Genomic DNA, 21,068 nt, shown 5'->3' on the forward strand with positions numbered 1-21,068 from the left:
GCCGCACCTCCCGATTCGGCACCTAGACTCGGCGGCATGCAGCTGCTCACCCCGATCCTGCTCATCGCGCTGGCCCTGTACACCGCCACCGGCGCTGCGGCCGCCTCCCGCGGCCGGCCGCACCCGATGCTGCCCGCCGGGATCACCCCGGGGACCCGGGCCACGGTGCTGCTCACCGTCTCCGCGCTGCTGTACACGGTCGCCGCGGCGGTGGTCTACAACGGCCATGTCGGCCCGGGCCTGGGTGTGGCCCTGGCGGGCCTGGCCGCCTGGGCGGTGGCCTCCCGGGGGATCGGCGCGGACGGGGCGAAGCCCGGCGCCGCCGGCGACGGGAAGCCGCGCCGGCGATGAGCCCACGCCGGCCGGATCCGGCGGCCGCCGCGGAGGCGGGCCGGGTGCTCGGCAACCTCACCGCCGCCGGTGTGCCGGCCGCGGTGCTCGCCGGGGACTGGTTCGGGGTGGACGCGGTGGTCGCCCCCGGCGCCGTCACCCGGCCGATGGCCTTCGACGAGGTCTTCCCCGGGCCGGCGGCGCCCTCCTCCCCCGCCGGGGACGAGGGGCCCGGCCCGGGGCTGCGGCTGGGCTGGCTGCCCTACTCCGGTGAGGCCTACGCTGCGGTCGCCGACCGCGGGGTGCTGGTGCTCGCCGGGGGCCGGTGGGAGAACCGCGGCGTGGCCGCGGGGCTGGCCGCGACCGCCCTGGCCGACTCCCCCGCACCCGCGCCGGCGCCTCCGGCGCTCACCTGGGACTCCGGGGACCGGGCGGCGCATCAGCGCGGGGTGGCGGCCATCCTGGAGCACATCCGGGCCGGGGACATCTACCAGGCCTGCCTGTCCACCCGGCTGCACGCCAGCGCGGCCCTGCCCGGCGGCGGGGCCGGCCCGGCGCCGGCGCAGCTGGCCGCCCAGGCCTGGTTCGCCGCGAAACTGCGCGCCCACCACCCGGCCCGGGCGGCGTTCCTCCCGGGCGTTGCCGCGGACGGGGCCGGGGTGGCGACGGCCTCGCTGAGCCCCGAGGAGTTCCTGATCCGCGATGGCGCGGCGGTGCGCTCCTCCCCGATCAAGGGCACCGTGCCGGCCGGGGCGGATCCGGCGGAGCTGACCGGCAGTGGCAAGGACGTGGCGGAGAACATCATGATCGTGGACCTGGTGCGCCATGACCTGGGCCGGGTCGCCCGCGTCGGCGGGGTGCGGGTGGACCGGCTCCTCGAGGTCCGCCCCGCGCCCGGGGTGCTGCACCTGGTGTCCACGGTGGCCGCGGAGCTCGATCCCGCCCTGCCGCATGCGGGGCTCATCGACGCCTGCTTCCCGCCGGCCTCGGTGACCGGCACCCCGAAGCTCCGGGCGGCGGGGATCATCGGGGAGCTCGAGCCGGAGCCGCGCGGGGTGCACTGCGGGGCGGTGGGCGCCGCCGCCGGGGTCCGGCTGGAGCTCAACGTGGCGATCCGCACCGTGGAGTTCCGCGGCGAACCCGGCCGGCTGCGCGCCGAGGCCGGGGTTGGCGGGGGCATCACCATCGACTCGGAGGCCGCGGCGGAATGGGCCGAGATCGCCGCCAAGGCGGCGCCGCTGCTGGACTGAGCGGCTCGCCGGACGGGCGGCGGGGGACCTAGCGGATCGGGGGTTTCGCCGGCGCCGGGCCGGGGTTGTCCTCCGGTTCCGGGATCACCCGGTCGCGGGTGATGGACTTCGCCGCCGCGTCCATGCCGCCCTCCCCCCGGCGGGCCCGGATGCGCTGCTCCCGGGCCAGCCGGGCGTAGGCGAAGCGGGCCTTGCGGTCCTCCAGGTGCGCCGGGTCGGTGGTCACCCCGCGCCACAGCGAGACCAGCAGCGCCACCACCACGAAGAGGAAGGGCGACCCGGCGACGATGATGATGACCTGCAGCGAATCCATCACGTCGGTGCCGCCGGAGAGCAGGATGGCCACCGCGATGAGGGTGGTCATCAGCCCCCAGACGCCGGTGACCCACGGGGTGGGGTTGACCCGGCCGCGCTGGCTCATGGTGCCCATCACCGTGGAGGCGCTGTCCGCGGTGGTGATGAAGAAGGTGCCCAGCAGGACGATCGCCAGCACCGAGGAGATGCCGGTCAGCGGCAGCCGGTCCAGCATGGCGAAGAGCATCTTCTCCGGGGTGCCGTCGCCCCAGATGGAGCGGCCCTCCCGTTCCAGGGTGATCGCGTTGCCGCCGAAGACCGCGAACCAGAGCAGGGTGAGCACGCTGGGCACCAGCACGATCCCGCCGACGAATTCGCGGATGGTGCGGCCCCGGGAGATCCGGGCCAGGAACATGCCCACGAAGGGGGTCCAGGACACCCACCACACCCAGTAAAAGATGGTCCAGTTGGACAGCCACTGGCCGGCCTTGCCGTCATCGTCGCCCGCGGTGCGGGAGAGCATCTCCGGCAGCTGGTCGAAGAAGGAGCCCACGGACAGCGGCAGCAGGTTGAGGATCGCCACCGTCGGCCCGGCGATGAGCAGGAACACCAGCAGCAGCCCGGCCATGGACATGTTGAGGTTGGACAGCCACTGCACCCCGCGGGCCACCCCGGACATCGCCGAGGCGAGGTAGCCGATGGACAGCACCCCGATCACCCACAGCATGGAGGTGATGGTGGGCGCGTCGATCCAGCCGACCGCGGCCAGGCCCGCGGAGATCTGCGCCGAGCCCAGGCCCAGGGACATGGCGGTGCCGAAGACGGTGGCGAAGATGGCGGCGATGTCGATGAGCTTGCCGAGCAGCCCGCGGGCCCGGCGGGGGCCGATGAGCGGGATGCAGGCGGCGGAGATGAGCTGCGGCCGGCCCAGCCGGAAGGTGCCGTAGGCGATGGCGCAGCCGACCACGGCGTAGGTGGCCCAGGCCACCGGGCCGAAGTGCAGCATGGTGGTGGCGAAGGCGGTGCCGACCTCCCGGGGCTGATGCTCCGGTACCCCGTTGAGGTAGTGCGAGAGCGGCTCGTAGGGGCCGTAGAACAGCAGGCCGATGCCCATCCCGGCGGCGAACATCATGGCCACCCAGGACGTGGTGGAGAACTCCGGCTTCTCATCGTCCCGGCCGAGCTTGATGTGCCCGTGCCGGCTGATCGCGAGGCCCACCATGGCGAAGAAGAACAGGCTGGCGGCGAGCACGAAGATCCAGCCGAGGTCGGTGATCAGCCACTGGAAGGCGGCGGTGGAGACCCGGTCGAAGCTGGCCGGCGAGGCGATCGCCCAGATCGCGATCGCGAGGATCACGATCAGCGCCGGGGCGGCGACGGCGTAGTCGACGATGCCGGTGGGTCGGCCGGAGGCGTCGCGGCCCTCGGCGAGCAGCGCGGCGGCCTCGGCGCGATCCGGGGTGCCGGCCGGGGCCGGCGGGTCCTCCCCCTCGGCGTCCTCGGCCGCCCGGTCGGCGCGGTCGGCGATGGCGGCGGCCTCCTCCTGGGTCCAGCGCTCGTCGCCGGCGCCGGGCCCGCCGGGGCCTCCGGCGCGGTTCGGGTCATCGGGGTTGGCCATGGGGTCCTTTCGGGCCGCGGCGGCGGGGCCGGCGGCCGGGGTTCTGCGATGCTCCGGGCCGGCGGGGTGGCGCCCCGCCCGCCCGATGTCATTTTAGCGGGCTAAGCTCCCCGCCCCGGGGCCCCGGGGCGGGCGGGGGCCTCAGCCCCACTTCTTCGCCAGATCCTCGGGGGCGTCGGCGGTGATCGACCCGGAGTGCGCGGAGTCGTCGATCACCCCGCGGCGCTCCCGGTTGCGCTGCTCGCGCAGCAGCCGCACGTAGGCCTTGCGGGCCTCCTTCTCCTCCAGGAACATCGGGTCCTCCTGCACCGCGACGGCCAGGGAGAGCATCAGGGCGATGACCACCAGCAGGAAGGGGGCGCCGGCAACGATGATGATGGTCTGCAGCGAGTTGAGGATGTCGGTGCCGCCGGAGAGCAGCAGCACCGAGGCGATGATGGTGGTCATCAGCCCCCAGATGCCGGTGACCCAGGGCGTGGGGTTGACCCGGCCGCGCTGGCTCATGGTGCCCATCACGGTGGAGGCGCTGTCCGCGGTAGTGATGAAGAAGGTGGCCAGCAGCACCACCACGATGACCGAGACCACCCCGGGGAAGGGCAGTTCGCCGAGCATGTTGAACAGCATCGCCTCCGGGGAGCCGTCGCCCCACACGGAGTCGCCGGAGCGCTCCATCTGGATGGTGGTGCCGCCGAAGATGGCGAACCAGACCAGCACCAGCACGGTGGGCACGATCACGATGCCGACGGTGAACTCGCGGATGGTCCGGCCCCGGGAGATCCGGGCCAGGAACATGCCCACGAAGGGCGTCCAGGACACCCACCAGGCCCAGTAGAAGATGGTCCAGGAGCCCATCCACTCCCCGGCGGTGCCGTCCACGCTGCCGGCGGAGCGGCCGAGCATCTCGAAGGCCTGGTCCAGGAAGGACCCGGCGGCGGTGGGGATGGTGTTGAGGATCGCCACGGTGGGCCCGAAGACGAGGATGAACACCGCCACCGCGCCGGCGAGCAGCATATTGGTGTTGGACAGCCACTGCACGCCGCGGGCCACCCCGGACATCGCCGAGGCCAGGTAGGCCACGGCGAGCACCCCGATGGCGCCGAGCATCACGGTGACCGTGGTGCCGTCGATCCAGCCCACCGCGGTGAGGCCGGCCGCGATCTGGCCGGCGCCCAGGCCCAGGGACATGGCGGTGCCAAAGACGGTGACGAAGATGGCGGCGATGTCGATGAGCTTGCCCAGCCAGCCGTTGGCGCGGCGCTCCCCGATGAGCGGGATGCAGGCGGCGGAGATGAGCTGCGGCCGGCCCAGCCGGAAGGTGCCGTAGGCGATGGTCACCCCGACGATGGCGTAGGTGGCCCAGGCCACCGGGCCCCAGTGCAGCAGGGTGGTCGCGAAGGCGGTGCCCACCTCGTGCTTGGCGTGGCCGGGTACGCCCTCCCGGTAGTGGTAGAGCGGCTCGTAGGGGCCGTAGAACAGCAGGCCGATGCCCATCCCGGCGGCGAACATCATGGCCACCCAGGAGGGCGTGGAGAACTCCGGCTTCTCATCATCCCGGCCGAGCTTGATGTGCCCGTAGCGGGAGAAGGCGATGCCGAACATGACGAAGAAGAACACCGTCGCCATGAGGATGAAGGCCCAGCCCATGTCATTGACCAGCCAGGAAAAGGAGGAGGTCGAGGCGACGTCGAAGGAATCCCGGCCGAACATGGCCCAGGCGGCGATGCCGAGGATGAGCAGCAGGGCGGGCACGGCCACGCCGAAGTCGATCCTGGCCAGCGCGCTCGTCGTGGCGACGGGGTCGTCGGGGACCCCGGTGGCGTCGTCATGATGGGCGGATCGGGTTACGGGACTATTCACTTTTCCACTTTCCGTCGGCGGGCCCGGAGCCCGTTCCCGCGGTGCGGGTGCGCTGCCGGACGTTTACTTGACAAAGAAAACCGGGAATAACAATAGAGCAATGCCCGCAGCGCCGGGGGTGCATTGCCCCCTTATGGGTGAACCTCGACCACCGGATTCGGACGCCCCGATCCGGGGGCCGGGGCCCGGATCCGGGGCCGATCCGGGCCCCGGCGGGCCCCCGGGGGCCGCCCGGGATTCGCCCCCGGATCCGGGTGCGTCCGGGCGCGATCGACGATCGCCGCGCCCGTCCGGGCGGCCGCGGCCGCGGGCCGCGGGGATCAGGGCCGGCGGCCCGCCCCCTCGGCCGCCGCGGCCCCGGCGGGGTCCCCCGGCGCCTCGGGGTCGCCGACCAGGAAGCGCTCCCGGGCCAGGCGCCGCTCATGCCGGCGGCGCTCCCGCTCGTCGAGGAAGAGCGGGTCGGCGGCGATGCCCTTGGCCACGGAGACCACCAGCAGCGCGGCGACGATGAGGAAGGGGGTGCCGGAGACCACCAGGATGGTCTGCAGCGCCGACAGCGTGTCCTCCCCGCCGGTGACCAGGAAGAGCACCGCGACCAGGCCGGTCATCGACCCCCAGATGGCGGACATCCACGGCGCCGGGGTGACCCGGCCGCCCTGGCTCATCGTGCCCATCACCGTGGAGGCGGAGTCCGCGGAGGTGATGAAGAAGGTGGCCAGCAGGATCATCGCCACCGCGGAGGCGATGGTCGCCGCCGGCAGATGGCCCAGCATCCGGAACAGGATCCCCTCCGGGGAGCCGTCGCCCCACACCGATTCGCCGTTGCGCTCCAGGTGGATCGCGGAGCCGCCGAAGATGGCGAACCAGACCGCGGAGACCACGGTGGGCACCACGAGCACCCCGCCGATGAACTCCCGGATGGTGCGGCCCCTGGAGATCCGGGCCAGGAACATGCCCACGAAGGGGGTCCAGGACACCCACCAGGCCCAGTAGAACAGGGTCCAGGCGGAGAGCCACTCCCCCGCCCCGCCGTCCTGGTTCGCGGCGGTGCGGAAGGACATCCGGGGCAGCTGGTCGAGGTAGGAGCCCAGCGCCACCGGGATGGAGTCCAGGGCGGCGACGGTGGGCCCGAAGATGATGAGGAAGCCCGCCAGGATCCCGGCGAGCACCATGTTGCCGTTGGACAGCCAGCGGATGCCGCGGCCCACCCCGGACATCGCCGAGGCCAGGTAGCACACCCCGAGCACCACGACCACGCCGAGGTAGAGCCCGGTGGAGGCGCCGTCGATGAGCCCGATGTAGGTCAGCCCCGCCCCGATCTGGGTGGCGCCGACGGCCAGGGAGGCGGCGGTGCCGAAGACGGTGGAGAACACCGCGAGCACGTCGATCACCCGGCCGATCGGGCCGGCGGCGCGGCGGGCGCCGATGAGCGGCACGAAGGCGGAGGAGATGAGCTGGCGCCGGCCCATCCGGAAGGTGGAGTAGCCGATCGCCAGGCCGACGATGGCGTACATCGCCCAGGGGTGCAGGGTCCAGTGCAGCAGGGCGTGCGCGAAGGCGCCGGCGGCATCGCGCTCGGGGCGGCCCGGGGGCGGGCTCATGTAGTGCTGCAGCGGCTCGTAGGTGCCGTAGAACAGCAGCCCGATGCCCATCCCGGCGGCGAACATCATGGCCAGCCATTCCGGGGTGGAGAACTCCGGCTCCTCCTCATCGGCGCCGAGCTTGATCCGGCCGTAGCCGGAGAAGCCCAGGGCGATCACGAAGGCGACGATCCCGGTGGCGACCAGGGCGAACAACCAGCCCAGGTCGGTGAGGATCCAGTCCAGGGCGGCGCCGGCGACGGCGGTGAACCCGGCCGGGGCGGTGAGCCCCCACACCACGATGCCGATGATCAGCGCCAGCGCCGGGAGGGTGACCCGCAGGTCCACCCCCGAGCTGTCGTCGTCCGGGGCGGGTCCGGGGGCCTGCAGGGTCTCGGGCAGCGCCTGCGCGGCGCCGGATGCGGAGGCGTGCGACGCCTCGGTCATGGTCGGTTCCTTCCGCCGGCTCGCGGCGGGCGCCGCGGGCGGGATGGCGCATCCGGCGGTCGCCGGACGCGGTCGAGCGGGTCGAGCAGGCGGGCTGGTGCGGCGGCTGCCGCGGGTGGGGCGGGTGACGCGGGTCGAGCGGGTGGGGCAGGCGCCGGCTCAGCCGAGCGCGGCGGCCTCGTCGCGGCTGATCCGGCGCTCCCGGGCGAGCCGGAGCGCGAATCTGCGCCGCTCCCGCTCGTCGAGGTAGAGCGGGTCCTTGGCCACCCCGGCGGCCACCGAGACGGCCAGGCCCGCGGCGACCAGCAGGAAGGGCGAACCGGCCACGATCAGGATGGTCTGCAGCGCGGTGAGGGTGTCCTCCCCGCCGGTGACCAGGAAGAGCACCGCGACCAGCCCGGTCATGGTGCCCCAGATGGCGGACAGCCACGGCGAGGGGGTGGTGCGCCCGTACTGGCTCATCGTGGCCATCACCGTGGAGGCCGAATCCGCGGAGGTGATGAAGAAGGTGCCGAGCAGCACCATCGCCACCCCGGAGGCCGCCGCCGCGAAGGGCAGCTGGTCGAGCAGCCGGAAGAGGATGAACTCCGGGGTGCCGTCGCCCCAGATGCCGCGGCCGTCCCGCTCCAGGTGGATCGCGGAGCCGCCGAAGATGGCGAACCAGGCCGCGGAGACCACCGAGGGCACCAGGATCACCCCGGCGAGGAACTCCCGGATGGTCCGGCCCCGGGAGATCCGGGCCAGGAACATGCCCACGAAGGGCGACCAGGAGATCCACCAGGCCCACCAGAACAGGGTCCAGGAGCTCAGCCACTCCCCGGCGCTGCCGTCCTGGTTCGCGGCGGTGCGGAAGGCCATCCGGGGCAGCTGGTCCAGGTAGGAGCCCACCGCCATGGGCAGCGCGTCCAGGGCGGCCACGGTGGGCCCGAGCAGCAGCACGAACAGGGCGAGCACCGAGGCGAGCACCATGTTGATGTTGGACAGCCAGCGGATACCGCGGCCCACCCCGGACATCGCCGAGGCCAGGTAGGCCACGCCGAGCACCACCACCACGGTGACGAAGAGCCCGGTGCCGGCGGAGCCGACCAAGCCGGTGAACTCCATCCCGGCGCCGATCTGGGTGGCGCCGACCGCCAGCGAGGCGGCGGTGCCGAAGACGGTGGAGAACACCGCGAGCACGTCGATCGTCCGGCCCAGCGGGCCGGCGGCGCGTTTCGCGCCGATGAGCGGGATGAAGGCCGCGGAGATGAGCTGGGGCCGGCCCAGCCGGAAGGTGCCGTAGGCGATCGCCAGGCCCACGATGGCGTACATGGACCACGGGTGCAGGGTCCAGTGCAGCAGGGCGTGCGCGAAGGCCGCGGAGACGTCCTCCCCGGCGACCCCGGGGGGCGCGTTGCGGTAGTGGTTGAGCGGCTCGTAGGCGCCGTAGAACAGCAGGCCAATGCCCATCCCGGCGGCGAACATCATCGCGATCCAGGCCGGGGTGGAGAACTCGGGGCGCTCCTCGTCGCCGCCGAGCCGGATCGCCCCGTAGCGGGAGAAGCCCAGGGCGATCACGAACACCACGATGGCGGTGGCGATGGTGGCGAAGAGCCAGCCCAGGTTGTCCAGGATCCAGCCCAGCGCCGCCCCGGTGACCGCGGCGAAGCCCTCCTGATCGGCCAGGCCCCAGATCACGATCCCGATCACGGCGGCCAGGGCGGGGCCGGCGACCTTGAGGTCCACCCCGCCGGGGGCGCCCTCGTCGGCGACCGCCTCGGGGGCGGCGACGGGTTCGCCGCGGCCGATCGGGTCCACCGCGGCGGCCTCGGCGGCCAGCGGGCCGCCGGCGGCGTCCCCGCCGGGGCGGCGGTCGGCGCTGTCGTCGTGCTGCTGCATGGGGGTCGTCCTTTCCCGGCGCCGCCCGCCCCGGATGCGGGGCGGGCCGCGGCGCCGGCGGTGCTGGTGCCGGTCCCGTCTCCGGGGCCTAGTCCCGGGCGCCGGCGCGCCCGCGGCCGTGGCCGCGGGACCGCCCGGCGTTCTTGCGCGCCTCGTGCTCGGCCATCCGGCGTTCCCGGGCGAGCTTGAGCGCGAAGCGGCGCTTCTCCTTCTCGTCGAGGTACATCGGGTCATCGCCGAGGCCGCGCACGATGGCGAACATCAGGGCGATGATGATGATCAGGAAGGGGCTGGCGGCGAGGATGGTGACGTTCTGCAGGTTGTTCAGCGCGTCCTCGCCGCCGGAGACCAGCAGCACCACGGCGATGGTGGCGGTGGTCACGCCCCAGAAGGCGGTCACCGGCTTGGCGGCGGTGAGCCGGCCGGACTGGCTCATGGTGCCCATCACCGTGGAGGCGGAGTCCGCGGAGGTGATGAAGAAGGTGGCCAGCAGCACCATCGCGATGATCGCGGCGACCTTGCCGGCGGGCATGGTGGCCAGCAGATCGAAGAGCTGGTTCTCCGCGGTCCCGTCGCCCCAGATGGACTCGCCGGCCTGCTCCAGGTCGATGGCGGAGCCGCCGAAGATGGCGAACCAGACCAGGGAGACCAGGGAGGGCACCAGCACCACGGTGAAGACGAACTCGCGGATGGTCCGGCCCCGGGAGATCCGGGCGATGAACATGCCCACGAAGGGCGACCAGGACACCCACCAGGCCCAGTAGAAGATGGTCCAGCCGGCCAGCCAGTCCCCGGCGGAGGCGTTGGCGGAGCTGGCGGTGCGCGAGGCCATCTGGAAGAACTGGTCCAGGTAGGAGCCCATCGCGGTGGGGATGGTGTTGAGGATGGCCACGGTGGGGCCGACGATCAGCACGAACACCGCCAGGATGAGCGCGGCGACCATGTTGAAGTTGGAGATGTACTGGATGCCCTTGCTCACCCCGGACAGGGCGGAGACCAGGAAGGCGGCGCCGAGGACGACGATGATGCCGACCAGGGTCCAGGTGCCCGGGTTGGCCAGGATCCCGGTCTTGCCCAGCCCCGCGGCGATCTGCAGCACGCCGATGCCCAGGGAGGCGGCGGTGCCGAAGACGGTGGCGAAGATGGCCAGGATGTCGATCACCCGGCCCAGCGGGCCCTCGGCGCGCTTGGCGCCGATGAGCGGGATGAAGGCCGCGGAGATGAGCTGCTTGCGGCCCAGCCGGAAGGTGCCGTAGGCGATCGCCAGGCCCACGATGGCGTAGAGCGACCAGGGGTGCAGCGTCCAGTGGAACATGGTGGTGGCCAGGGCGGTGCCCACCTCGTGCTCGCCGTGGCCGGGCACCGGGGTGCGGTAGTGGCTGAGCGGTTCGGCGACGCCGTAGAACAGCAGGCCGATGCCCATCCCGGCGGCGAACATCATCGCGATCCAGCTGGGCGTGGTGAACTCGGGCTCCTCATCGTCCTGGCCGAGGCGGATATGCCCGAACTTGGACACCGCGATGGCGATGATGAAGAAGACGAACACGGTGCCGGCGAGCACGAACAGCCAGCCGAAGTCGGCGACCACGGAGTCCAGCGCGGAGCCGGCGAAGCCGGAGAAGGATTCCGGGGCGATGAGCCCCCAGGCGACGACGGCGAGCAGCAGCACCCCGGCGGGGCCGGCGACCTTCCAGTCGATCGGCGCGGAATCGTCCTCGGCCGGTGGCGCGGGCATGTGCTCGGTGGCGACGGGCGCGAGGGCCTCGGGGTCGGCCCCGGGCGCGCCGGCCCCGGAAGGAGTCGAGTCAGTCATGCGAACAGGGTGACCGGGGTGCGGGGGGCTTTTCAAATCGGGGCAGGCCCGTACGCTGCGCCTTTTCGTTTTCGTGCAGTTGGTGAACGCCGATAGCGGCAGGTAGATCGCGCCTTCGACGGCAAAACATCACAGGTTCATAACAATTATCCGGGAGCCTCCCCGGCGCCGCCGGATCGGGCCCGCAGCACCTCCTCGTAGAGCTCCCGGGGGCGCACCCCGGACCCCGGGTGGGCGGCGAGGACCTCCCGGCAGGCCTGCTTCAGCCGCACCCCGGACGCGGCCCGCCGCTCCACGGCGGCGACCAGCTCCGCCGGATCCGCCGCCGGGGCCTCCCCCGCCCCGTCGAGCACCACCGTGATCTCCCCGCGCAGCCCGCCGGCGGCCCAGTCCGCGAGCTCGCCGAGGCCGCCGCGGCGGACCTCCTCATGGGTCTTGGTCAGCTCCCGGGCCACCGCCGCCCGCCGCTCCGCGCCGAGCACCTCCGCGGCGTCGGCGAGGGTGGCCGCGATCCGGTGCGGGGACTCGAAGAAGCACACCGCCCGGCGTTCGCCGCGCAGCGACTCCAGCCAGGCCCGGCGGGGCCCGGCCTTGCGCGGGGCGAAGCCGTCGAAGATGAACCGGCCCACCCCCAGCCCGGACAGCGCCAGCGCCGCGGTCACCGCCGAGGGCCCGGGCAGGCAGGTCACCGGCACCCCGGCGGCATGCGCGGCGGCGACCACGCCCAGGCCCGGGTCCGAGACCACCGGCATCCCGGCGTCGCTGACCACCAGCACCTTCGCCCCGGCCCGGGCCGCGTCGACGAGCTCCGCGGCGCGGCCGTCCTCGTTGTGGTCGAAATTGGACACCACCCGGGCGCGGATCGGCACCTCCAGGGCGGCGGCCAGCGCCCGGGTGCGCCGGGTGTCCTCGGCGGCGATCAGGTCCGCATCCGCCAGCGCATCGCGCAGCCGCTCCCCGGCGTCGCCGGCATTGCCCAGCGGGGTGGCGGCCAGGGTGATCCCGGGACGCAGCGGATGCCGGGGGCGGGCGGGGCGGGCGGGGCGATCGGGCATGCGGCCAGCCTATCCCCCGCAGCCGCGGCCCCGCGCCCGGCGGCCGGGGTCACCCGGGGCGGCCCCCGCCCGGCGCGACCGGGGCGGGCCGGCGCCGCGCAGGCCCTAGACTCGACCGGGTGAGCCCCGAGCCCCCGACCCGCGAGGACCCCGCCGCCGCCGCACCGGCCGCCGCCCGCCCGGCGCGGCCCGGCCGGCGCGGCGCCCTTGCCCGGCTGCGCGGCCGGTGGCGCCGGCGCCGCCGCGGGGGCGCGCACCGGCTGCCCGCCGCCCCCCGGGGCCCCCGGGAGCCGGTGCCGCTGACCCGCCTGGACCGGGTGATCCTCACCGTGCTCGGGCTGCTCGCCGCGCTGACCCGGCTGACCGGGCTGACCCGGCCCACCGACCACGGCACCCCGGTGTTCGACGAGAAGCACTACGTGCCGCAGGCCTGGCAGATGCTGCGCTCCACCCGGGGCACCCTCGCCGGGATCGCCGGCGGCGGCATCGAGGACAACCCCGGATTCGGCCTGGTGGTGCACCCGCCGGTGGCCAAGCGGGTGCTCGCCATCGGGGAATGGCTGCTCGGCTACGGCCCCGCCGGCTGGCGGGTGATGTCCGCCCTGGCCGGGGTGGCGGTGGTGCTGCTGCTGGTCGACGCCGCCCGCCGGCTCACCGGCTCCCGGGTCGCGATGGTCGCCGCCGGGGTGCTCGGCATCTGCGACGGGGTGCTCTTCGTCGGCTCCCGGGTGGGCATGCTGGACATGATCCAGACCCTGTTCATCCTCGCCGCGGCCTGGGCGCTGCTGGTGGACCGGGATCGGCAGGCCCGCCGGCTCGCCGACTGGGCGCGGGGGCGCGAGGCCGCCGCCGCGGCGGGACCGGCCGGCGCGGCCGCCGCCGCCGACGCCGCCTTCGGCCCCCGGCTTCCCTGGCGCTGGTGGCGCTTCGCCGCCGGGGTGGCCCTCGGCCTGGCCCTGGGCGTGAAATGGTCCGGGCTGTACTACATGGCGGCCTTCGGGCTGTGGAGCGTGTTCACCGATCTCGCGGACCGGCGCCGGGCCGGGGCGGCGCACCCGGTGCTCGGCGCCCTGCGCCGGGACACCCTCCCGGCGCTGGGCCACCTGGTGGCGGTGCCGCTGGGGACCTACCTCATGTCCTGGCGCTCCTGGTTCGCCCAGGAGACCTCGGTGTACCGGCACCTGCCCGCCGACCAGGCCGAACCGGGGTTCGCCGCCGCGGCCGGCTGGCCGGAGCCGATCCGCAATTTCCTGCACTACCAGCGCGGGGTGCTGGAGTTCCACGCCTCGCTGACCACCTCCGGGGGCCACCACCACCCCTGGGAGTCGAAGCCCTGGCAGTGGCTGTGGGCGGGCCGGCCGATGCTCTACTACTCCAGCGAGGGCGACTGCGCCGAGGGGATGCGCTGCACCGCCCGGCAGATGCTCTTCGGCACCCCGCCGATCTGGTGGCTGCTCACCCCGGTGCTGGCCTGGGCGGCATGGCGGCTGATCCGGCGCCTGGACCGCCGGCTGGCGCTGCCGGTGACCGGGGCGGTGGCCTCCTGGCTGCCCTGGGCGGTGGCCCAGGACCGGCAGATGTACTTCTTCTACGCCACCGCGCTCATCCCCTTCGGGATCCTGGCCTTCGCCACCGCGGCCGCCGATCTCGCCGGTTGGCGGGTCCGCGGCCGCCGGGTGGGCCTGGGCCTGGTCGCCCTGTACCTGGCCCTGGTGGTGGCCGCCTTCGCCTTCTGGTACCCGATCCTGGCCGGGCTGGCGCTGCCGGAGGCCTCCGCCGGGCTGCGCTTCTGGCTGCCCTCCTGGCGCTGAGCGCGGGGCCTCAGCGGCCCGGGCCGGCCCCGGGCCGGGGCGGCACCCCGGCGACCGGCAGCCCGGCGGCGGCCCGCCACGCCTCGGCGATCGCCCGCGGGGTGTAGCCGCCCAACCACACCACGGTGAGCACCCCGGCGGTGGCGAACATCAGCGCCAGCCGCACCAGATCCGCGGCATCCGCGGCGCCGAGCACCAGCGCCCGGGTGGCGAAGCCGGCGGAGAACATCGCCGCCGCCCCGTAGACCGGGGCCATCGCCGCGGCCACCTGCGGCCGCCACGCCGCCCAGAACAGCCCCGCGGCCAGGGCCAGGCGCAGCGCCGCCGCGTCCACCGCGTAGCCCGCGCCGGGATCCTCCACGGCGGCGCCGGCGGCCCCGCCGAGCAGCCGCCCCGCGGCGACGAGATCGCCGATGCCCCACACCACGTAGGCCAGGCCGAAGGCGATGAGCACCCCGCGGGCGGCGCCGGCGACCAGCCGCCAGGCCCGCTCCCGGCGGCGGCGCTGCGGTTCCACGGTGGTGAGGATCCGCTCGGAGAGCTCCGCGAAATCCACCCCGGGCGGTTCCGCGGCCGGGCCCATGAGCAGGGAGCGGTTCACCGCCACGGCCTTCTCGAACCAGCCGCGGCAGTCGGCGCAGGCGTCGAGGTGGGCGTCGACGACGTCATCCTCGCCGGGGGCGTCCTCCCCGTCCAGGCGGGCGGACAGGGCGGCGCGCACCGCCTCGCAATCCACGGCCGCCGCCTACCGGGTGAAGGCCCGGTCGAGGCTGGCCCGGCCGGCGCCGAAGGCGACCACCACGACCAGGCCGGCGATGAGGGCGAGCACCAGCTCGGCGCCGCCGTCGGCGACGAAGAGGCCGTGGCCCAGGTGCACGAACCAGAAGGCGCCGGCCATCTCGATGAGCAGCACCCCGGCCACCGCGGGGGCGAGCAGGCCGAGGATGAGCAGCGCCCCGCAGACCATCTCCACCACGGCGACCAGCCACACGGTGAGCTTCGCCTGCGGGATCCCGGCGGCGACGAAGTAGCCCACGGTGGCATCCACGCCGACGCCGAAGACCTTGTCGAACCCGTGCGCGACGAAGATGATCCCCAGCACCAGGCGGAGGATCAGCAGCGCTGCATCGCGTACGGCGGGTCGGTCCATGGCGGTCATGCTACCGCGCGTCGCCCCCGCCCCGGGCGAGGCCGCCCGGCCCCGCGGCGCATCGGATACGTTCAGGGCATGAACATCATCCGCGCCCGCCGCACCCCACCGGATCTGCGGGGTCGGGTGGCGCTGGTGGTCGGCGCCCGCGGCGGCATCGGCGCCGCGGTGACCGCCGCCCTGGCCGCCGCCGGGGCCGAGGTGATCGCCGCGGATCTGCCGGCGGTCCCGCCGGCCCCGGCCGCGCCGGCCCCCGGGTCGGGCCGGATCACCCAGGTCGCCGCCCGGGCCGGGGACGCCGCCGGGGCCGCGGCCCTGGTGGACCGGGTGGCCGCCGCGCATGGCCGGATCGACCTGCTCGTGCACGCCGCCGGCCGGGTGTCCCTGGAGCCCTTCGCCGAGCGGGATCCGGGGGACGTCGCCGATGAGCTGCACCTGAACCTGCACTCCCCGCTGCACCTCATCTCCGCCGCGCTGCCCGCACTGCGCGCCGGCCGGCTGGCCGGGGCGCACCCGACCCGGCGCGGGCCCCGCCGCCGGCGCCCGCCCCGGGCCCAGGTGGTGGTGCTCTGCTCCCTCGGCGGGGTCATGCCGATGCCCGGCCAGGCGATCTACGCCGCCTCCAAGTTCGGGCTGCGCGGGGCGCTGCTCTCCCTGGCCATGGAGCTGCGCGCCGAGGGGGTGGCGGTGACCTCGGTGCTGCCCGGGGCGGTGGACACCCCGATGCTCGCCGCGGAGGCCGCCGGCGGCGGCAATGCGCTGCAGTTCCTCGGCGACCCGGCCACCCCCGCCGACGTCGCGGGGCGGATCCTGGGCGCGGTGGGCGCCGCGATCGCCGGCCGGCCGGTGGCCGAGGTCTACCCGGGCCGGGTGGAGGGCCTCGCCGCCCGGGTGGCGATGCTGCACCCGCCGGTGCTGCCGGCGGCGCTGACCCTGCTGGAGCCGCTGGGCCGGCGGGGCATGGCCCGGTACCGCCGGCGGCTCCGCGCCCGCCCGGCGCCGCCGGCGGGCTGAAGGAGGGGCCGCCGGGCACGGCGACGGCCCCCGCCATCTGGCGGGGGCCGGGGGTCGGGCGGGGCTCAGGCCTTAGCGGGGGCGGGGGTGCGCGCGGAGCGGATCAGGTGGTGCAGGGAGATCCGGCCGGGGCCCATGAGCAGCGGCACCACCAGCGCGGCGATGATCACCACGACCAGCTGGGCGCCGCCCTCGTCGGTGACCAGCGGGGTGCCGGCGTGCACGAAGACGTAGGCGCCCACCATGATGAACAGCAGCACCCCGGCGGCGATCCGGGTGAGCAGCCCGATGAGCAGGGCCACCCCGCAGACCAGCTCGCCGACCGCGGTGAACCACGCGGAGGCCTCCGCCAGCGGCACCCCGGACTTGGCGAACATCCCGCCGAGGGCCTCCGGGCCGGTGAAGAAGAGCTTGTGCCACCCGTGGGCGACGAAGACGATCCCGAGGCCCAGCCGGAGGATGAGGAGGGCCACGTCCTGTGAGGTTTGCCTGTTCATCATCATGACGTTACGCCTCACCGGGCGCCGGCGGAACCCTTTCCCCGCCCCCGGAACGCCCACGACCCCCGCCCTGGCGGGCGGGGGTCGTGGCCGGTGGTGGAGCTAAGGGGAATCGAACCCCTGACCTTCTCGATGCGAACGAGACGCGCTACCAACTGCGCTATAGCCCCGGACGCAACCGCGGCCCGGCGGGGACCGCGATTGCGACGTCGCTCATCCTAGCAACGCCGCCGCCGCGGGGCCAAACCGCCCGGTCGGGCGGGCGCCGCGGCCGGCGGCGGACCTCAGCCGGCGACCCGGTGCCGGTCGTCGCCCCAGCGGTCGTCGAGGTGGCCGTAGGGCAGGTCCGCGAAATCGGGGTCCTCGTCGTCGAGCTCGACGACGATGGCGCCGGGCCGCAGCAGCCGCTCCGGCACCCCCAGCTCCGCATCGGCGCTGGTGCGCACGCCCAGCCGGCGGCGCTTCATCATCCGGATCCGGCGCTCGCGCAGCTCGCGCTCCATGACCACGGTGCGCCGCAGCGAGGCCAGGTAGGCCACCAGCAGCACCGCGGCGGCGACCGCCGCCCAGACCAGCCAGCCGCCGAGCCAGCCGGCCAGGCCGGCGAGCACCACGGCGAGCGCCGCCAGGCCGACCACGCTGCGCCGGCGGCGGATGTGCCGGGTCTCCGCGTAGCGGTCCTCCCGCTCCGGCTCGTAGCCGCCGCGGCCGCGCCGGGAGCGGGCGTAGGCGATGTCCTCCTCGGTGAGCTCGGCGTCGAACTCCTCGGCCAGATCATCGTCGATCGGCTCCGCGGGGTCGTCGGCGCCGGCGTCCTCCGCGGCGGATTCCGGGGCCGCGTCGGCGTCCGGGGCGGCGCCCCGGTCGGGGGCGAGGCCGGCGGCGACCAGGGCGTCGTCGTCATAGGGCTCGTCGGCGTCCTCGACCAGCCGGCCCACCTCCGCCTCGGCGGCGGCATCGTCCTCGGCGACCTCGGCGACGGCGTCGCCGGGCGCATCGGCGAGCAGCGCGGAGGCGGCGGTGGAGCCGCCCGCGCGGGCCGGTTCCGCGGGCTCCGCATCGGCGGCGTCCCCGGCCTCGGCCGCGGCGGGCTCCAGCTCCAGCACCAGCTCGCCCTCGATCACCTCCGGGGTGCCCGGGTCCCCGTCGACGTCGTCGATGAGCAGCCCGTCGACCCCGTCGGCGGGGTCCTCGACCTCGGCGTGCACCATCTCCAGGTCCTCGGCCCCGGCGTCCGCGCCGCGGCGGACCTCCTCGGCGCTGAACCGGGGCCGGCGGCGCGCGGCCACCGGCTCGCCCCCGGTGTGCAGCAGCCGGGTGCGGCCCAGCGCCTCCGAGGTGCGCCGAATCGGTTCCCTGTTGCGCACCACCAGCGGCGCGAGCACGAAGGCCCACACCACGACGATGAGCACAAGGAGAAGTGAACTGGACATGCGGGGTCTCCTCCTGTTGCCGTGACGACCAGGCCCTTCCCCGACCTGAAGCACTGTCACGATCCACCCTAAACGCCGGGGCGGCCGCACCGGCCCCGCCACGCCGGGCCCGGCTCAGCCCGGGGCCAGGCCGTAGACCGAGGAATCATCGGGGCCCCCGTGGTCCCCGGCGACCGGCTCGGCCCACCCGGCGGCGAGGATCGACTGCACCGCCCCGGGCTCGCCCGGCCCCGGGGCGAGCCGGGCGGCGAGCAGATGATCCCGCCAGCGCCCGTCGACGCGCAGGCTGGCGCGCAGCAGCCCCTCCCGGCGGAAGCCGCAGCGGGCGAGCACCGCCCGGGAGGCGGCGTTGTCCGGCAGCACCGTGGCGGTCACCCGGTGCACCCCCACCGCATGGGCGTGGTCGGCGGCCAGGGCCAGCGCCGCGGTGGCCACCCCGCCGCCGCGCGCGGCCGGGGCCACCCAGTAGCCGACGCTGCACTCGGCCTCCGGGAAGGGCCGCCAGTCGGCGAGGGTGAGCTGGCCGGCGAAGCGGCCGTCGAGCTCGATGGCGGCGCTGGCCACCCCGCCGGGCGGGGCGCCCGCGCCGACCCCGGCCCGGGAGGCGGTGAGGTAGGCGCGGAAGGCGCGCCGGGAGTGCCGGGCCGCCCAGGGCCCGCGGGCCTCCGGCTCCACGGCGCGCAGGCCTGCCTCGTCGGCGGCCCGCGCCGCCCGCCACGCCGGGTGATCGGCGCGGCGCAGCGGGCGCAGCCGCACGATCCCGGCCGGCACCCGCAGCCGCTCGGTGCGCATCGCCGCCCCGGCCCCGCCCGCGCCTAGGCCTGCCGGGACAGGAAGAGCACGTCGACGACCTCGCCGGCGCGCACCCGGTCCACCTCGTCGGGCACCACGATGAGGCAGTTGGCCTCGCTGAGCCCGGCGAGCAGATGCGCGCCCCGGCCGCCGGGGGCGCCCAGCGGCTGCACCAGGTACTCCCCGGTGTCCCGGTCCCGCATCAGCTGGCCGCGCACGTAGCCGCGCCGGCCCGGGGTGGACTCCACCGGGGCGGCGGCCCGGGCGGCGACCATCCGGCGCCGCGGGTTGCGCTTGCCCAGGGCGATCCGCACCAGGGGCCGCACCATCACCTCGAAGACCACCAGGGCGGCCAGGGAGTTGGCGGGCAGCAGGAAGGTGGGCACCCGGTCCTCGCCGAGCAGCCCGAAGCCCTGCACCGACCCGGGGTGCATCGCCACCCGGGTGACGTCGACCTCGCCGAGTTCGGCGAGCACCTCGCGCACCGCCGCCCCGGCGGCGCCGCCCACCGCCCCGGAGATCACCAGGATCTCGGACTTGATGAGCTGGCCCTCCAGGATCTCCCGGATCCGGCGGGGCTCCCCGGCGGCGATGCCCACCCGGTGCACCTCCGCCCCGGCGTCCCGGCCGGCCGCGGCCAGGGCGTAGGAGTTGACGTCGAAGACCTGGCCGAGGCCGGGGTCCCGGTCGATGTCCACCAGCTCCGGGCCCACCGAGACCACCGACATCCGGGGCCGGGGGTGCACCAGCACCTTCGCCCGGCCCACCGCGGCGAGCAGCCCCACCTGGGCCGGGGAGATCACCGAGCCGGTGGACACGGCCACGTCCCCGGTCTGCACGTCATCGCCGACCCGGCGCACGAAATCCCCGGAGGACACCGGGCGCAGCGCGGTGACCCGGCGCCGGCCCCGGTCGGTCCAGTCCAGGGGCAGCACCGCGTCGGCGAGGGTGGGCAGCGGCGCCCCGGTGTGCACCCGCACCGCCTGCTTGGGCTGCAGCCGCAGCGGATGGTGCGAGCCGGCGGGCACCTCCCCCACCACCGGCAGCCGCACCTCGGTGAACTCGGCGAGGGATTCGGTGGAGCCGGCGTTGACGTCCACGGCGCGCACCGCGTAGCCGTCGATGGCGGCCTGGGTGAACCCGGGCAGCGGGCGCTCGGCGACGACCTCCTCGGCGCAGAGCAGGCCGAGCGCCTCCGAGATGGCCACCCGCACCGGGTCCGGCATCGCCGCGGCGGCGGTGATCGCCGCCAGCTGCTCCTCCACCGGGCGCATCAGGCGCCCCGGCCCGATCCGTCGTCGCGGGCGGCGGCGGTGTCGTCCTCGGCCAGCCGGGCCTGAAGGTAGCGGCGCAGCCCCGGCCCGTACTCGGGGGCGGCCAGGCCGAAGTCCACGCAGGCCCGGATGAACCCGCCCGGGTTGCCCAGGTCATGGCGGAAGCCGTCGTGCACCACCACGTGCACCGGGTGGCCGTCCTCGATGAGCGCCTCGATGGCGTCGGTGAGCTGGTACTCGCCGCCCTTGCCGCGCGGGATCGCGCGCAGCGCGTCGAACACCGCCCGGTCCAGCAGGTAGCGGCCCACCGCGGCGAAGTTCGAGGGCGCCTCCGCCGGCTCCGGCTTCTCCACCATCCCGCGCACCCGCTTGACGTCGGCGAAGCCCTCCTCGGCGCAGTCGGCGATGTCGAAGACCCCGTAGCTGGAGACCTCCTCCCGGGGCAGCTCCAGGGCGCACAGCACGCTGCCGCCGAAACGGGCGCGCACCTCGGCCATCCGGTCCATCACCCCGCGCGGCAGCACCAGGTCATCGGGCAGCATCACCGCCACCGCGTCCTCGTCGGCGTCGAGCAGCTCCTCGGCGACGAGCACCGCATGCCCCAGGCCCAGCGGGCGCTCCTGCACCACCGGGGCGACCGTGATCACCTCGCAGGCCCGGTTGACCTTGTCCGCGATGGCGTCCTTGCCGCGCTCGCGCAGGGTCTCCTCCAGATCGGGGCGGGGGCGGAAGTGGCCGAGCACCCCCTCCTTGTGCGGGGCGGTGACCACCGCCAGCCGGGTCGCCCCCGCGGCGGCGGCCTCCTCGGCGATCATCTCGATGCCCGGGGTGTCCACCACCGGCAGCAGCTCCTTGGGCACCGTCTTCGTCGCGGGCAGGAACCGGGTGCCCATCCCCGCGGCGGGGACGATCACCGTCCGCACGCTCGTCCGGGTGGCCTTCGAGGGGTCAGCGTCGGGGGAGATCATGCTG

Annotated in this window: 17 protein-coding genes and 1 tRNA gene; 4 read left to right on the forward strand and 14 right to left on the reverse strand. The window is 75.0% G+C overall.

Annotation, left to right across the window (positions count from 1 at the left end):
• Positions 1–36: 36 nt before the first annotated feature.
• Positions 37–351 (forward strand): hypothetical protein, encoded by a 315-nt coding sequence (locus CSPHI_RS09170; protein WP_075692701.1) that lies wholly within the window; start codon positions 37–39, stop codon positions 349–351.
• Positions 348–1,580 (forward strand): chorismate-binding protein, encoded by a 1,233-nt coding sequence (locus CSPHI_RS09175; protein ID WP_075692703.1) that lies wholly within the window; start codon positions 348–350, stop codon positions 1,578–1,580. Before CSPHI_RS09170 ends, CSPHI_RS09175 begins: the two co-directional genes overlap by 4 nt.
• A gap of 28 nt (positions 1,581–1,608) precedes the next feature.
• Here the strand turns inward: CSPHI_RS09175 and CSPHI_RS09180 are convergent, their stop codons facing one another.
• From CSPHI_RS09180 to rsmI, 6 genes are all read right to left on the reverse strand, one after another.
• A complete protein-coding gene (locus tag CSPHI_RS09180; protein WP_075692705.1) occupies positions 1,609–3,492 on the reverse strand; it encodes a BCCT family transporter in 1,884 nt (627 codons plus the stop codon).
• A 141-nt stretch (positions 3,493–3,633) separates the two neighbouring features.
• Positions 3,634–5,349, reverse strand: a complete 1,716-nt coding sequence (locus CSPHI_RS09185) for a BCCT family transporter (RefSeq protein ID WP_157118525.1) — start codon at positions 5,347–5,349, stop codon at positions 3,634–3,636.
• A gap of 320 nt (positions 5,350–5,669) precedes the next feature.
• Complete coding sequence (locus CSPHI_RS09190; protein ID WP_075692707.1) at positions 5,670–7,376, reverse strand: BCCT family transporter; 1,707 nt, start codon at positions 7,374–7,376, stop codon at positions 5,670–5,672.
• Positions 7,377–7,535: 159 nt separating this feature from the next.
• Positions 7,536–9,254, reverse strand: coding sequence for a BCCT family transporter (locus CSPHI_RS09195; RefSeq protein WP_084210350.1), 1,719 nt, complete (start codon positions 9,252–9,254; stop codon positions 7,536–7,538).
• A gap of 88 nt (positions 9,255–9,342) precedes the next feature.
• Positions 9,343–11,067 carry a BCCT family transporter gene (locus CSPHI_RS09200; protein WP_084210351.1) on the reverse strand — a complete coding sequence of 575 codons (1,725 nt, stop codon included), beginning with the start codon at positions 11,065–11,067 and terminating at the stop codon, positions 9,343–9,345.
• A 146-nt stretch (positions 11,068–11,213) separates the two neighbouring features.
• On the reverse strand, positions 11,214–12,122 hold the full coding sequence (rsmI, locus tag CSPHI_RS09205) for a 16S rRNA (cytidine(1402)-2'-O)-methyltransferase (RefSeq protein WP_075692711.1): 909 nt from the start codon (positions 12,120–12,122) through the stop codon (positions 11,214–11,216).
• Positions 12,123–12,241: 119 nt separating this feature from the next.
• Between rsmI and CSPHI_RS12700 the strand changes: the two genes are divergently transcribed.
• On the forward strand, positions 12,242–13,933 hold the full coding sequence (locus CSPHI_RS12700) for a dolichyl-phosphate-mannose--protein mannosyltransferase (RefSeq protein WP_281248681.1): 1,692 nt from the start codon (positions 12,242–12,244) through the stop codon (positions 13,931–13,933).
• A gap of 10 nt (positions 13,934–13,943) precedes the next feature.
• Here the strand turns inward: CSPHI_RS12700 and CSPHI_RS09215 are convergent, their stop codons facing one another.
• Both CSPHI_RS09215 and CSPHI_RS09220 read right to left on the reverse strand, forming a co-directional pair.
• On the reverse strand, positions 13,944–14,669 hold the full coding sequence (locus CSPHI_RS09215; RefSeq protein ID WP_075692713.1) for a zf-HC2 domain-containing protein: 726 nt from the start codon (positions 14,667–14,669) through the stop codon (positions 13,944–13,946).
• A 9-nt stretch (positions 14,670–14,678) separates the two neighbouring features.
• Complete coding sequence (locus CSPHI_RS09220) at positions 14,679–15,083, reverse strand: DoxX family protein (protein ID WP_075692715.1); 405 nt, start codon at positions 15,081–15,083, stop codon at positions 14,679–14,681.
• Between the two features lie 78 nt (positions 15,084–15,161).
• Between CSPHI_RS09220 and CSPHI_RS09225 the strand changes: the two genes are divergently transcribed.
• The gene (locus CSPHI_RS09225; RefSeq protein ID WP_075692716.1) at positions 15,162–16,097 is read left to right on the forward strand and encodes an SDR family NAD(P)-dependent oxidoreductase; all 936 of its coding nucleotides are present in this window, start codon (positions 15,162–15,164) and stop codon (positions 16,095–16,097) included.
• A 65-nt stretch (positions 16,098–16,162) separates the two neighbouring features.
• Here the strand turns inward: CSPHI_RS09225 and CSPHI_RS09230 are convergent, their stop codons facing one another.
• The 6 genes from CSPHI_RS09230 to CSPHI_RS09255 all read right to left on the reverse strand — a co-directional run bounded on the left by CSPHI_RS09230 (position 16,163) and on the right by CSPHI_RS09255 (position 21,064).
• Positions 16,163–16,594, reverse strand: coding sequence for a DoxX family protein (locus CSPHI_RS09230; protein WP_075693979.1), 432 nt, complete (start codon positions 16,592–16,594; stop codon positions 16,163–16,165).
• A gap of 97 nt (positions 16,595–16,691) precedes the next feature.
• A tRNA-Ala gene (locus CSPHI_RS09235) sits at positions 16,692–16,767 on the reverse strand.
• 114 nt (positions 16,768–16,881) lie between these two features.
• Entirely contained in the window at positions 16,882–18,030 is a 1,149-nt protein-coding gene (gene sepX / locus CSPHI_RS09240) for a divisome protein SepX/GlpR (RefSeq protein ID WP_075692718.1), read from the reverse strand.
• A 114-nt stretch (positions 18,031–18,144) separates the two neighbouring features.
• The gene (locus CSPHI_RS09245) at positions 18,145–18,822 is read right to left on the reverse strand and encodes a GNAT family N-acetyltransferase (protein WP_075692720.1); all 678 of its coding nucleotides are present in this window, start codon (positions 18,820–18,822) and stop codon (positions 18,145–18,147) included.
• A gap of 23 nt (positions 18,823–18,845) precedes the next feature.
• Entirely contained in the window at positions 18,846–20,096 is a 1,251-nt protein-coding gene (glp, locus tag CSPHI_RS09250; RefSeq protein WP_075692721.1) for a molybdotransferase-like divisome protein Glp, read from the reverse strand.
• Positions 20,096–21,064, reverse strand: a complete 969-nt coding sequence (locus CSPHI_RS09255) for a UTP--glucose-1-phosphate uridylyltransferase (protein WP_075692723.1) — start codon at positions 21,062–21,064, stop codon at positions 20,096–20,098. The genes glp and CSPHI_RS09255 overlap by 1 nt, the downstream gene beginning before the upstream one ends.
• Between the last annotated feature and the right edge of the window lie 4 nt (positions 21,065–21,068).

This window comes from Corynebacterium sphenisci DSM 44792, assembly GCF_001941505.1.
Classification (GTDB): Bacteria; Actinomycetota; Actinomycetes; order Mycobacteriales; family Mycobacteriaceae; genus Corynebacterium; species Corynebacterium sphenisci.